This window comes from Microvirga sp. P5_D2 (assembly GCF_054049475.1).
In genome coordinates, this window is record NZ_JBFUMH010000158.1 from 1 (window position 1) to 12181 (window position 12181).

At 62.6% G+C, this 12181-nt stretch carries 14 protein-coding genes; 10 read left to right on the forward strand and 4 right to left on the reverse strand.

Features of this window, described 5'->3' with window-relative positions; translation table 11 throughout:
* On the reverse strand, nt 1-956 hold a 956-nt coding region (locus ACXJKO_RS25395), incomplete at its 3' end, for a sensor histidine kinase N-terminal domain-containing protein (protein ID WP_457093847.1).
* The gene (locus ACXJKO_RS25400; RefSeq protein WP_457093848.1) at nt 943-1620 is read right to left on the reverse strand and encodes a response regulator transcription factor; all 678 of its coding nucleotides are present in this window, start codon (nt 1618-1620) and stop codon (nt 943-945) included. The genes ACXJKO_RS25400 and ACXJKO_RS25395, both read right to left, overlap by 14 nt.
* 108 nt (nt 1621-1728) lie before the next feature.
* Here ACXJKO_RS25400 and ACXJKO_RS25405 point away from each other — a divergent pair, with 108 nt between their 5' ends.
* Together ACXJKO_RS25405 and ACXJKO_RS25410 are read left to right on the forward strand one after the other, a co-directional pair.
* Nucleotides 1729-1875, forward strand: coding sequence for a hypothetical protein (locus tag ACXJKO_RS25405; protein ID WP_457093849.1), 147 nt, complete (start codon nt 1729-1731; stop codon nt 1873-1875).
* Nucleotides 1876-1930: 55 nt separating this feature from the next.
* Nucleotides 1931-2902: a Bug family tripartite tricarboxylate transporter substrate binding protein gene (locus tag ACXJKO_RS25410; RefSeq protein ID WP_457093850.1), complete on the forward strand. Its 972-nt coding sequence runs from the start codon at nt 1931-1933 to the stop codon at nt 2900-2902.
* A 265-nt stretch (nt 2903-3167) separates the two neighbouring features.
* On the opposite strand, the gene ACXJKO_RS25415 is transcribed toward ACXJKO_RS25410, so the two are convergent.
* A complete protein-coding gene (locus ACXJKO_RS25415) occupies nt 3168-4031 on the reverse strand; it encodes a LysR family transcriptional regulator (RefSeq protein WP_457093851.1) in 864 nt (287 codons plus the stop codon).
* Nucleotides 4032-4362: 331 nt separating this feature from the next.
* Here ACXJKO_RS25415 and ACXJKO_RS25420 point away from each other — a divergent pair, with 331 nt between their 5' ends.
* The 7 genes from ACXJKO_RS25420 to ACXJKO_RS25450 all read left to right on the forward strand — a co-directional run bounded on the left by ACXJKO_RS25420 (nt 4363) and on the right by ACXJKO_RS25450 (nt 10814).
* Nucleotides 4363-5403, forward strand: a complete 1041-nt coding sequence (locus tag ACXJKO_RS25420; protein ID WP_457093852.1) for a Bug family tripartite tricarboxylate transporter substrate binding protein — start codon at nt 4363-4365, stop codon at nt 5401-5403.
* Between the two features lie 151 nt (nt 5404-5554).
* Complete coding sequence (locus ACXJKO_RS25425; protein WP_457093853.1) at nt 5555-6601, forward strand: Ldh family oxidoreductase; 1047 nt, start codon at nt 5555-5557, stop codon at nt 6599-6601.
* Nucleotides 6602-6753: 152 nt separating this feature from the next.
* On the forward strand, nt 6754-7215 hold the full coding sequence (locus tag ACXJKO_RS25430) for a tripartite tricarboxylate transporter TctB family protein (protein WP_457093854.1): 462 nt from the start codon (nt 6754-6756) through the stop codon (nt 7213-7215).
* A 7-nt stretch (nt 7216-7222) separates the two neighbouring features.
* Nucleotides 7223-8728, forward strand: coding sequence for a tripartite tricarboxylate transporter permease (locus ACXJKO_RS25435; protein ID WP_457093855.1), 1506 nt, complete (start codon nt 7223-7225; stop codon nt 8726-8728).
* The gene (locus tag ACXJKO_RS25440; protein WP_457093856.1) at nt 8729-9481 is read left to right on the forward strand and encodes a transporter substrate-binding domain-containing protein; all 753 of its coding nucleotides are present in this window, start codon (nt 8729-8731) and stop codon (nt 9479-9481) included.
* Nucleotides 9482-9718: 237 nt separating this feature from the next.
* Nucleotides 9719-10276 carry a chromate transporter gene (locus ACXJKO_RS25445; protein ID WP_457093857.1) on the forward strand — a complete coding sequence of 186 codons (558 nt, stop codon included), beginning with the start codon at nt 9719-9721 and terminating at the stop codon, nt 10274-10276.
* On the forward strand, nt 10269-10814 hold the full coding sequence (locus ACXJKO_RS25450) for a chromate transporter (RefSeq protein WP_457093858.1): 546 nt from the start codon (nt 10269-10271) through the stop codon (nt 10812-10814). The genes ACXJKO_RS25445 and ACXJKO_RS25450 overlap by 8 nt, the downstream gene beginning before the upstream one ends.
* A 49-nt stretch (nt 10815-10863) precedes the next feature.
* Here the strand turns inward: ACXJKO_RS25450 and ACXJKO_RS25455 are convergent, their stop codons facing one another.
* Complete coding sequence (locus ACXJKO_RS25455) at nt 10864-11217, reverse strand: hypothetical protein (protein WP_457093859.1); 354 nt, start codon at nt 11215-11217, stop codon at nt 10864-10866.
* 425 nt (nt 11218-11642) lie between these two features.
* Here ACXJKO_RS25455 and ACXJKO_RS25460 point away from each other — a divergent pair, with 425 nt between their 5' ends.
* Nucleotides 11643-12167, forward strand: a complete 525-nt coding sequence (locus tag ACXJKO_RS25460; RefSeq protein ID WP_457093860.1) for a hypothetical protein — start codon at nt 11643-11645, stop codon at nt 12165-12167.
* The last annotated feature ends 14 nt before the right edge of the window (nt 12168-12181 follow it).

Genomic DNA, 12181 nt, shown 5'->3' on the forward strand with positions numbered 1-12181 from the left:
ACCTCGACCACATCAACGGTCTCCAACGGAACGGCTCCCGCACGATGGTTGACCATGGCATGGCTGAGCAACTGGCCGGCAAGCCGGGACAGTTGGTCGACACGCTCCTGCACGCGTGTGAGGTGTTGCAGTCCCTGTGGCTCCATTGGCTGACGCGACAGAAGCTGAAGCTGCGCCTTCAGGGCCGTCAGCGGCGTGCGGATCTGGTGGGCGGCATCGGCGATGAACTGCTGCATCAGATCCATTCGGTTCTTCAGCCGCGTGATGAACTCGTTCGTGGCGGACACGAACGGGCGCAGCTCACGGGGCGTGCTGACAGTGATCAGCGTCACGTCATGGGGGTCCCGGTCCCGAAGAGCCGCTCCGACGCGTCCAATCGGTCTGAGAGCATACCGGATCGCAAAGACGGCACCGCCGAGGGCCAAGACGCTCATGACGATGATGAGTGCTACCGCACGCAAGGTCAGCTCACGAGCCAAAGCCGTTCGCGCCTCCGTGGTCTGGGCCACGACCACATCAACCCGTCCTTGGACGGAAGGGTCGGAGAAGAACCGGCCGACCTTCGTCACGCGGACATCGGCCCCCTTGAACCATCCGTCCCGGGCTTCCGGACTGGCCATCGCGGGAGCATCGCTCTCCGGCGTTGCAAGATCGGGGTAGCCGGTCAACGTGCGCCCGCCAGGATCGACGATCTTGTAGAAGATCCGGTCACGCTCCGAATTTGCCAGCAGGTCGAAGGCCGATACTGGCAGTTCAACGGTCAGCGTTCCTCCCTGCACGGTGAGCGCTTCCGCCATTTGGTACGCCGCACCAACCAACAGACGGTCGTAGACGTCATTTGCAGCCGCACGGGCGTAATACCAAGCTGCCGTGGTCAAGGCAGCGGCTCCCGCCATCAGCACCAGCGAGATGAGGACGATCAGGCGGGTGAACAGGGATGGTTCACGACGGGCCATGAGGAACCATCTGATAGCCGAAGCCCCGGACCGTCACGATCTCTGCGTGTGCGCCATGGAGCTTTTTGCGCAGGCGGCCGATGTAAAGCTCGACTGCATTGAAGGAAGGGGCTTCCTCGTCGAAGCCGAAGACCTGGTCCAGCAAATCCTCCTTGCTGAAGACCCGGCCAGGACGGGAGGCCAGTATCTCGAGCAGTGTCACCTCGCGCCGGGTCAGGTGCACCTCGCGCTGTCCGACCCGAACGGCACGGGCAGACCTGTCGATGCAGATGTCACCGCACTCGAGCAGGTTCGTAGCCTCGCCATGGCGTCGCCGCATCAGGGCTCGGGCCCGGGCTTCCAGTTCCCGAAAGTCGAAGGGCTTTACGAGGTAGTCGTCGGCTCCGATGTCGAGGGCGCYCACCCTGTCCTCGACCTCGGACCGGGCAGTGAGCATCAGGACCGGGGTTGTGCTGCCGATGGCTCGAAGGCGTTGCAGGATCGAGAATCCACTCCGGCCAGGCAGCATCACGTCCAGGATGATCAGATCGTACATTGTTTCGTCGAGCGTCGCTGCCGCTGCTTCCCCGTCAGTTTCCCAATCCACGACGTGACCGATCCGGGCGAAGTGCTCAACAATCGCCTCCCCCACGTCGCGAGTATCTTCGACCAAAAAGATGCGCATGCCTTCCGTCACCTCGGATGACAGGTGAATGACAGGTTCCGACCCTACGGTACCCAATAAGCTCGGGCCACACCGAACGTAAGACCAAGATTGTAACGGGATGAAACGATGAGAATGCGCCTCCTCCTGGCACTTGCATGCGACCCGACCGATGCTCGGACGGGCGTCGCGGCACCTGCCCGTGAGCACCAGAACCCATTACCCGGTTCCGAAAGCCGCGCGGTTCGAGCCGTTCCGAACATCATCCACCTGTAACACAACACGATTTTAGCTCCTCCATGCCGGAGAGAGTTCATATGGGAGACAGGAAATGTCCTTAGATCGTCGCAGCTTTAACAAAGCCCTCCTGGCCGCCGCCTCGGCCAGCCTTCTGCCGACGTTGCCGGCATGGGCGCAAGAGCTCAAGAGCCTCAAGATCATCGCTCCCGCCGGTCCCGGAGGCGGATACGATCAGCTCGCCCGCGCGGTGCAGGATGTGCTGATGAAAGAAAAAATCGCCACCAGCGTGCAGGTCCAGAACGTGCCGGGTGCCGGTGGCACCATCGGCCTGGCCCAGTTCATCAATTCCAAGGATCGGGACCCGTCGCTGATGGTGGCCGGCTTCGGTCTCGTGGGCGCCCCTGTCATCAACAAGTCCCCGGTGACCCTTGAGCAGACTACTCCGCTCGCCCGCCTCCAAGGCGAGTACCAGCCACTGTTCGTGGCTGCCGAGTCGCCCATCAAGACCGTCACTGACCTGGTCAACAAGTTCAAGCAGGATCCGGGATCCGTCACCTGGGGCGGCTTTGCGCATGGCTCGCCCGACCACGTCCTGTGCGGCCTGGTCGCCAAGGCGGGCGGCGGTGACGTCAAGAAGATGAACTACATTCCCGTGGGAACCGGTGGCGAGATGCTGCCGCTGGTGATGAACGGCAAGATCACCGTTGCCACCGGTGGCCTCAACGAGGTCGCGAGCCAGTTCAAGGTGGGTAAGCTCCGGCCCATCGGCATCTCGTCGCCGGAGCGCCTGCCTGGCATCGACATTCCGACCTTCCGGGAACAGGGTGTGGATGCGACGCTCGTCAACTGGCGCGGCCTGATGGCTCCTCCCAATGTCAGTGCGGAGGACAAGCAGGCCCTCGAGGCGGCGGTCGCCAAGCTGGTGCAAAGCGAGCCCTGGAAGAAGCTCCTCCAGGAACGGGAATGGGTCGACCTCTATATGCCTTCCGCCCAGTTCGGGACGTTCATCAAGGAGGAGCAGGCTCGTATCACGGCAATCCTGAAAGAGCTTGGCCTCGGCTAGAAATCGAGTGTGCAGCCAGCTCATCTGCAACGGCTAGGGCGGGCCGTCTCCGGCAACGCTCCGGATTGATGAGCAATGGTTGATGCCAGCGGATCAACGTAGCAGGCGAGCGCGCTGAGGGTGCCGCCTGCTGCGGAGGACTAAAGACACCGAACATCGCCGGGCCCCAAACCACAAGGCGTCAACCCGCGGCAGGATGAAATGGAATGTCCCGGGGACTGACGAAGTCCTCGGGAGTGTTTCCTGATCCCTGAAAGACGCCGGCTCAGGTTGTGACGGCCTCTTTCAGTAGTGCATGGATCATGTGGCTCCGAGGTGAGCTTCTAGGCCAGAGCACGCCAAGGTCGCGAACGGGCGCTTCGCCCGGGAGAGGCAGTTTGGCGACCTTGATGCCCTCCGGCCAAGGCTTAGACCACTCGGGCACCAGCGAAACGCCGAGGCCCTGATCAACGAGGACGGCGATGGCCTCGAGGGAATCGAGTTCAAGCCGCTCCCGTGGCTGGATCCGCATCCGGCTGAGGTAGTTGTCTGCCAGTTGTCCGGACCAGAGGGAGCGGTCGTAGCGGATGAAGGGCTTGGTTCTCAGGAGCTCATGCGGGTCAGACCCTGCCAATGCCATCGGTGCGAGCACGATGTAATGCTCGCGCCTGATGCTCTCCCACCCGAATGTCTTGGGAAGTTCGAACTGCGGCTCGAAGACCAACGCCACATCGAGATCAGAGTTGGTGAGCCTCCGGTAAAGGTCGGCGGAACTGCCCTTCGCAACGGATATGTCCACATCCGGATACTTCTGGGCGAACGCGAGTAGGATGCGGCAGAGGATCCCCGACACCGCACTGACTGCCACGCCCAGCCGCAGTTCTCCGCTCAGGGTTTCCTCGTGGCCGATCATCTTGAGGTCCCGCAGTTCATGCAGGAAGCCCTTTGCGCGGGCGGCGAGAGTCAGTCCGGCCGCAGTGGGCTTGACCGTCCGTCCGGACCGCATGACGAGCGGGAAGCCGATCTCGTTCTCCAACGCTCGAATGCGCAGGCCGAGAGCGGCCGGGGTCAGGTTCAATTGACGGGCGGCCTCGGCAAGAGAACTGCTCTCCACCACGACGAGGTAGCTTTCCAGGAAACGCGTATCCATCGTAAAGGAAACCTACTGTCTGAACTTAGTTTTACTGTTCTTCCGCACTTGGCGCCGACTGGTCATAGTGCATCCCGTCCGGTCCTGACAGGACCTAGCCGAGCCGTTGCGGGACACCAGACGCAACCCGTGTCTTTGTCAAGCTTCCTCGCACCACGAATGTGGCGGCCAAGAGCGTTCGAGGGGCCTTGGCACCCCCACAACTGGCGATCGCAGCGGCCTGACCGTCGAAGCTGACGCGGATCAAATCGTGTTGGCCCGTATTCTGAAGCATCAAGCGCGCTTGAGCGGGCCGGCAGAAGCCTAGCCAAACGTCGAGAGGAAACAAACCATGGTTAAGACAGTACCCAATWCAGCCCACGCGCTGGGGCAAGTGTCCCGCAAGAGGACTGTTGGCGGCCTGCGCAAGCTTGCCCAGTGCCTCCTGTCCGTGGGTGTGCTGGCCTTCGCGGGCTCCGCTTACGCCCAGGAGTGGAAGCCGACGAAGCCGATCCGGCTGGTCGTGCCCTATGGGCCCGGCGGAAGTTCCGACATTATCGCTCGGGTCATGGCCGCGGAAATGTCGAAGGGCTTGGGCCAGCAGGTCGTCGTCGAGAACAAGGCCGGTGCCTCCGGCGTGATCGCGATGCAGGATGTCGCAGGGGCGGCTCCCGATGGGCATACGATGGTGCTGGGGCACGTCGGCACGCTTGCCGTCAACCCGACGATGCTGCCGAAGATCCCCTACGACAGCGACAGGGATTTCGCGCCGGTGACCCTGCTTGCCAAGGTACCTGTGATCTTTGTTGTCAATTCCGATGTTCCTGCCAAGGACCTCAAGGAATTTGTTGCTCTGGCGAAATCCAAGCCAGGCGAGTTGAACTATGGCTCCGCCGGCAACGGGAGTGCGGGACACCTCGCCTTYGAGCAGCTCAAGCTCGCCACGCAGACCGACGTGACCCATATTCCCTACAAGGGAACCGGAGCGCAGATGACGGACCTCCTCGCCGGACGCACGGAAGCCGCGTCGGCAGGATTGCCGCCCTTTCTGCCGCACCTGAAATCCGGCAAGCTTCGCGCCTTGGCAGTCGGTACGTCCGAGCGGATTCCGCTGCTGCCGGATCTCCCCACCGTCGCTGAGCTGGGCTACCCCGGGTTCGAWAGTTCCCAGTGGTTCGGCCTGCTGGTACCGGCCAAGACCCCCGAGGCGGCGATCAAGAGATTGAATGAAGAGGCCGTGAAGGCACTCGCGTCGGCGGGCGTTCGCGAGCGGCTGCTCGAGGACGCCAGCATCCCGGTCGGGTCGAGCCCCTCCGAATTCGCCACCTTCATCAGCAGCGAGCGTGCTCGCTGGGGCGAGATTGTCCGCAAGGCCGACCTGAAGGCTGAATAGCTCTCTCGCAGGCCACCATCAAACTTGCCGTCATCCCCTTGGTTCCCGCCTGCTCGGCCGGTGCATTCGATGCTCCAGCCGAGCCGGCGGGCAAGAACCCGGGCCGGCAGAGTGCGCCTGCCTTTCCCCAAATCCTTGAAGAGTTGAACCGATGGATAACGCACTGAACGCACCCTCATTGACCGAGGATACCCTTGCGCAACTCGCCACGGACGCCTTGCGTGGTCTGGGCCTCAGCCAGAGGGATGCTGCGGATGCAAGCAGAATCCTGGTGCTCGCCGACCTGTTCGGCGTCACGACTCATGGCGTCAGCCGGATTGAGTCGTACGGCGAGCGGCTCGAGATCGGTGGGATCAAGCCGCAGCCGAGCATCCAACTCGAAAAGGTGGCGCCGACGATCACCCGGATCGACGGCGACAACGGCGTGGGACCGCTCGTCGGATATCGTGCGCTTGAGGCCGCCATGGAAGCCGCCCGCACGCATGGCGTCGGCATCGCCTTCGCACGCGGGAGCAACCACTTCGGTCCGGTTGCACCCTACAACTTCATCGCCGCCGAAGCCGGCTTCGCAAGCATCATCGGCAGCAACGCGACCACCACGATCGCGCCCTGGGGTGGGAAGGATGCCCGTCTCGGCAACAGCCCGGTCGGCTTCGGCGTGCCAAACCCGGGCGGTGATCCGATCATCCTCGACATGGCCATCAGCGTCGCGGCGCGTGCGAAGATCCGCAATGCTGCCAAGAGAGGCGAGTCGATCCCATCGACTTGGGCGACGGACAAGGACGGGAAACCGACGACGGATCCCAAGGCTGCCCTGGATGGCTTCCTCCTGCCCATCGGAGGGCACAAGGGCTACGGCCTGGCCTTGATCGTCGACCTGTTCGCCGGCGTTCTCTCCGGTGCCGCTTACCTGACCCACGTCAAGTCCTGGGTCGATGCCCCGGACGAGCCGCAGGATCTGGGCCACTTCTTTTTCGTGATCGATACCCGCACGCTGGGCTCGACGGACTGGCTCGCAGGGCGCATGAATGATTTCACCGAGATCCTGCACTCCACGCCCGCCGCCGATCCCGCCTCTCCAGTGCTCGTCCCCGGGGAGATCGAGATGCAAAAGCTCGCGCGACAGCGCCGGGACGGGATCACGGTCGATCCGGAGATCCTGTCGCGGCTGCAAGCCTACGCCGCCCGTGCCGCGTGACGGGGAGCGGGCAGGATCTGATCGGCACAAGATCGCCGCAGCCCGCTCCGCGACTGCTCTCCGCCAGGCATGAGACCAACGGCAAGGCCCGGAAGACCCGCTGAGGGCCTATGGGCCTTGCCATATGGCGCAATCGAGGATGGAAACGCCAAATGTTACGAATTCGGAATCCGAAGGACTTCTGGGCCGGCGCGGTCTACACGCTGTTCGGGCTTGCCGCGGTCGTCATTGGGAGCGGCTATTCGTTCGGCACCGGCACCCGCATGGGACCAGGCTACTTCCCGACGGTCCTGGGGAGCCTCCTGACGGCTTTCGGTCTCCTGGCGATCGGCCGCTCCTTTCTGCGGGACGGCGAGCCCGTGGGAGCAATTGCCTGGAAGCCCCTCCTGCTCGTCGTCGGGAGCACCATCGCATTCGGTTTGCTGCTCAACCGCACCGGTCTCGCGGTAGCGCTTCTAGCCCTCATTCTCGTGAGTGCGCTTGCCAGTCAGCATTTTCGGTTCGGATGGCGGGCCTCTCTCGCATTAGCCGGACTGATCGCCTTCTGCGTCATCGTGTTTGTGAAGCTGTTGGGAGTGCCACTGCCTCTCGTCGGCACTTGGTTCGAGATGTGAGGAAACCATGGACATTCTCGCTAATCTCGGGCTCGGCCTGGAAACGGCCTTCAGCCTCACCAACCTCTTCTATTGCTTCATAGGCGTCTTTCTCGGGACCGCTATCGGCGTCCTGCCCGGACTCGGGCCGGTCGCCACGATCGCGATCCTGCTCCCGATCACCTTCGGACTGCCACCGGTTGCCGCGCTGATCATGCTGTCGGGCATCTACTACGGCGCCCAGTATGGGGGGTCGACGACCGCGATCCTGGTCAACCTGCCGGGCGAGTCGGCCTCGGTCGTGACGGCGCTCGACGGCTACCAGATGGCCCGTCAGGGCAAGGCCGGCCGGGCGCTCGCAACGGCGGCTATCGGCTCGTTCTTCGCCGGCACGGTCGCAACCGTACTTCTTGCCCTGTTCGCTCCGCCGTTGGCCGACCTGGCATTGGAATTCGGCCCGCCCGAATACTTCTCGCTCATGGTCCTTGGCCTCGTGGCCTCAATCGTGCTCGCGCACGGATCACTGCTTCATGCCCTCGGCATGATCGTGCTGGGGCTGCTGCTCGGGTTGATAGGGACGGACGTCAATTCCGGGACAACCCGATACACCTTCGATGTCCCTCACCTGGCCGACGGCATTCAATTCGTGGTCGTCGCCATGGGCATGTTCGGCTTGGGCGAGATCGTCGGCAATCTCGAGGATGAAGGCACGCGTTCGGTGCTGGTCAAGCGCGTCACCGGCCTCATGCCCACGCGCGAGGACTGGAAGCGGATCACCGCGCCCATCCTGCGCGGTACGGTGCTCGGGTCCGTGCTCGGGATCCTTCCCGGAGGCGGCGCGATGCTGGCATCGTTCGCCTCGTATGCCCTCGAGAAGAGGGTGTCCAAACATCCCGAACAATTCGGCAAGGGAGCCATCGAGGGGGTGGCCGGCCCAGAGTCCGCCAACAATGCCGGCGCCCAGACCTCCTTCATCCCGATGCTGACCCTCGGCATTCCGTCCAATCCCGTCATGGCCCTCATGATCGGTGCGCTGATCATCCAGGGCATTCAACCGGGTCCGGCAGTGATGGCGGAGCAGCCGGCGCTGTTCTGGGGACTGATCGTCTCCATGTGGATCGGCAACCTTCTCCTGCTGGTGCTCAACCTACCGCTGATCGGTCTCTGGGTACGGATGATCGCCATCCCCTACCACTTCCTGTATCCGGCCATTCTCGTCTTCTGTGCCATCGGCGTGTTCAGCCTCAACAACTCGACGCTCGACGTGTACCTGATGGCGGCCTTCGGCTTCCTCGGATACATCTTCCGCAAGCTCGACTGCGAACCGGCGCCCATGCTGCTGGGCTTCATCCTCGGACCGATGATGGAAGAGTATCTCCGTCGCACGCTGCTGCTTTCACGAGGAGATCCGACCGTTCTCCTCACACAGCCAATCAGCGCCGCAATGCTGCTTGTAGCGGCCGCCTTGCTCGCTCTGGTACTTGCACCAGTGGTCCGCAACACCCGTGAAGTGGCCTTTCAGGAGGAAGGATAGATGCAAGTGGAGAAGCAGGGTGCGCGTGGGGCGCTGGCTCCGACCGGACAACTCCGGGCCGCCATTGCAGTCGGCAGCGCTAGTTCTGCCGTTTGGGCAACCCGGGATTCGCAATCAGGTAAGCCGCGCGGCGTTACCGTGGGCATCGCAGAGGAAGTGGCGGGCCGGATCGGCGCTCCCCTGGCGCTGATCGAGTTCGCGAGTTCCGGAAAGATCATCGAGGCGGCGGACGCTGGCCAATGGGATATTGGCTTTGCTCCGGTCGATGCCGAAAGGAAGAAGGTCGTTGACTTCGGCCCGAATTACTTCCTGGGCGAAAGCACCTACATGGTCCCGGATGGAAGCCTGATCGCAACGATCGAGGACGTGGATCAGGAAGGCGTCCGGGTCGTTGGCGTCGAAGATACCGCCACCATTCGCAGCAGCCGCAAGACATTGACGAGAACGACGGCCGTTGGCGTCGCTGAGTTGGATAGGGCCTTGGCCATGTTCCGCAGCGGCGAGGTTGACGCGCTCTCCCTCGGAAGGGAGTCGCTGCAAAGTATCCTATCCCAATTCCCTGGTGCCAGAATGCTGGACGGGCACTTCCATGCGGCTGGGGTGGCCGTTGCTGTTCCAAAAGGAAATGTCCGCGCGCTGAACGCAGTCAGCCACCTCTTGGAGGAGATGAAACGTGATGGCACATTGCGACGCATCTTCGACACTCACGACATGACCAACGCAGCGGTCGCACCCCTCGGCTCACACTCATAGCACCGGAAGACAAGCACGGCTCAATGGCTTTCGGTCAGTTGAGATGCGGGGAACCGCGCCTGTCTTGCTGCTCCTGCGGCGCGGGAAGCGAGTTGGGCGATGGAACCTCGCGGTTGCGGATGTGCTTCAGAAAGAGGTGCGGGACAGACCGTACTCGGAGGTCGGGTGACGCGCGACGGGTGTAGCTCGGTTCCTCCCTACGCCCGGCCGCAACAAAGGCTTCGTCCCGGATATCTCATGAACCCGACCCAAGCCCCTGTTTCCCTCGTATCGCTCTTTCTCGTGTTCTTCCGCGTGGGGCTCTTCAGCTTCGGCGGCGGGCTTTCGGGCTGGATCTACCGCGAGGTGGTGACGCTGCGGGGCTGGATGAGCGATGACGACTTCTTCTCTGGCCTGGCGCTGTCTCAGATCCTGCCAGGAGCCAACGTCACAAACCTCTCGGTCTATATCGGCCAGCGCCTGCGTGGACCCTCTGGATCAATTTGCGCTCTCATCGGTCTCGTGATCGGTCCCTTCTTCGCAGTGATCGCCCTCGTTACGGTCTATGCCCAGCTTGCCACGATGCAATGGATCCAGGACGCCATGACCGGGGCAGCAGCGGCCGCCATCGGGCTCCTCTTGGTCGTTGCCGTGAAGGGTGCCTACAGCGCGAGCCGCAGGCTCGTGCCGTTCCTGATCCTGATGACAACCTTCGTGGCCGTGGGCCTTCTGCAATGGCCGCTGGTGCCGGTGGTGCTGGGGCTCGCGCCTGTGTCCGTCGCCTTCGCGTGGTGGCAGGCCTCGTCCGATGCGTGAGAATGCTCTCTGGTCCCTGATCGTCGTCTTCGTGCCATTCTCACTGGTCTCCATCGGCGGCGGCCCCAGCATCTTCGCGGGCATCCAGCATCAGTCCGTCGAGGTCTATCGCTGGGTCACCGCGCGCGAGTTCATCGACCTGTTTGCCATCGCGCGGGCGGCGCCTGGTCCGGGCTCCATGCTCGTGACCCTGCTCGGCTGGAAAGTGGCAGGCTGGACCGGCGCCATCGTGGCAACGCTCGCACTCTTCATTCCATCATCGCTGCTCTGCTATGGCGTCACGAAGATGTGGAACCATTATCGCGGTCGGCATTGGCATACGGCTTTGGAGAACGGGCTTGCGCCTATCGGAGCCGGGCTGATCCTTGCCGGCGTGTTCGCAATCTTCCGGGTTGCGGGGGCAGGCATCCTGTCCTGGGTCGTTGCCGGCGTGGCTGCCGCCATCCTGGCCTGGCACCCAAAGCTCAACCCGCTGCTCCTGCTCGCGGGCGGTGCCATCGCCTTCGCGGCTTGGCACGGCATGGTCCCCATCAGTTGAGTCCGGTTGCCGGCGTGGCAAAGGTGTGGGTGGATCCTGCCCTGTCACCTCAAGGCTTGGGCTTTTCTCTTGTGAAGACTGCCGCGAAATGGCTGGCATGGCGCAGACGCGGCTGATCGAGAATGGCCGCTGTTGGCACATTTGCGAAGTAGACCGAATGTCTGCTGGGGAAGGGGACAACAGACATTCCTGAGGCATTCGCAATTTCCTCGGATGACCCCAAGAGGTCCTTCCGTAGACTGCGGGCACGGACCCTCCTGCCCTGATTCCAGGGTTTCAGCTGATACCCAGCTTCAGGCAACGGGATCGCTGTCGCACTGGCATTCAGCTCCTGCGCCGCGGCCTTGTTCGTGCCGGGCACCGCAGCATCGGCCCAGCAGGCGAAGCCCAATGTCGTGTTCATTCTCGCCGACAACCTCGGCTAAGGCGGTGAAGAGCTGCGCGGAGTGCCGACGGGGATGTCGCATTAACGGGGAATGCTGCTCTATACTCGGCAATGGCGAATTCTCACCCCAGGGAGAATCAACGACTTGGGCTGTGCAAAAGCGGATCTCGCCCGGTCTCCAAACGGTCTTACTCAGTTAATGTGATATTCCCGTAATGGCCTGGCGCGGATGCCGGATGAGATTCTCGCGCCGTACGACGAGAGCGCCTGCGTTCAGTTCGGCAAGCTCGTCCGGGAGTACCGCAGCAGCCACCGGGTGGAGGCGTGGATCGCCCCGTCGGCGGCGAAGTGAGACGCCTGAGTGTTTAGCAGTCTGGGCCAATAGCTGACGCGAGCGGCGCTGGATCGACGGTTAGCACGGTGAGTTCCTCAGGAAGGGCCCAATGCTTTTCGTTACGCTTCACGGTGGCAAGCCCCAAACAGACCCACACAAGAACAATGTGCACGCCCACGACAAGGACGGGAAGAGAATCACTCCCAGTGTGCTGCGGGACAGCGGAGCAATCTTGCTGGATGAACTTCGCGGCATCTATTTGGTCGGCAAGTACCTCTACGTGGTAAATAGCAATAGACAGGAAAACAGCGTACTTTGCTACAAAGGGGCGGGGGCTCGGTACAAACTCGTCAGCACGTTAGTTTCGAAGCAAAGCTGCAAAGGGATAGAGCATCCCTTCGATATAGCGTTTGACGACGCGGGCTACTGCTACGTCTCAAGCCAGGACACCAACATCGTCACTCGCCTGATTATCTCCGCTGACGGCACGAGCGCGACACCGGCTCCGCAAGCTCCAGCGCTGCCCGCAAGTGGCACGTTCTACCCTGGCACTTTTGTAGCTTCCAGCGTGGGCAACCTGGGTTCAACGACTACGCCGATGAAGACTCCGGCTGGGCTGGAATCAGTCTCTTAAACACATCTCAGAGC

What these genes read in the sequence shown, in the direction of transcription:
- ACXJKO_RS25405 (WP_457093849.1), top strand. Translation starts at nt 1,729, where the DNA reads ATGAGAATGCGCCTCCTCCTGGCACTTGCATGCGACCCGACCGATGCT.
- ACXJKO_RS25410 (WP_457093850.1), top strand. Translation starts at nt 1,931, where the DNA reads ATGTCCTTAGATCGTCGCAGCTTTAACAAAGCCCTCCTGGCCGCCGCC.
- ACXJKO_RS25415 (WP_457093851.1), bottom strand. Translation starts at nt 4,031, where the DNA reads ATGGATACGCGTTTCCTGGAAAGCTACCTCGTCGTGGTGGAGAGCAGT.
- ACXJKO_RS25425 (WP_457093853.1), top strand. Translation starts at nt 5,555, where the DNA reads ATGGATAACGCACTGAACGCACCCTCATTGACCGAGGATACCCTTGCG.
- ACXJKO_RS25430 (WP_457093854.1), top strand. Translation starts at nt 6,754, where the DNA reads ATGTTACGAATTCGGAATCCGAAGGACTTCTGGGCCGGCGCGGTCTAC.
- ACXJKO_RS25435 (WP_457093855.1), top strand. Translation starts at nt 7,223, where the DNA reads ATGGACATTCTCGCTAATCTCGGGCTCGGCCTGGAAACGGCCTTCAGC.
- ACXJKO_RS25440 (WP_457093856.1), top strand. Translation starts at nt 8,729, where the DNA reads ATGCAAGTGGAGAAGCAGGGTGCGCGTGGGGCGCTGGCTCCGACCGGA.
- ACXJKO_RS25445 (WP_457093857.1), top strand. Translation starts at nt 9,719, where the DNA reads ATGAACCCGACCCAAGCCCCTGTTTCCCTCGTATCGCTCTTTCTCGTG.
- ACXJKO_RS25450 (WP_457093858.1), top strand. Translation starts at nt 10,269, where the DNA reads ATGCGTGAGAATGCTCTCTGGTCCCTGATCGTCGTCTTCGTGCCATTC.
- ACXJKO_RS25455 (WP_457093859.1), bottom strand. Translation starts at nt 11,217, where the DNA reads ATGAACACGACATTGGGCTTCGCCTGCTGGGCCGATGCTGCGGTGCCC.
- ACXJKO_RS25460 (WP_457093860.1), top strand. Translation starts at nt 11,643, where the DNA reads ATGCTTTTCGTTACGCTTCACGGTGGCAAGCCCCAAACAGACCCACAC.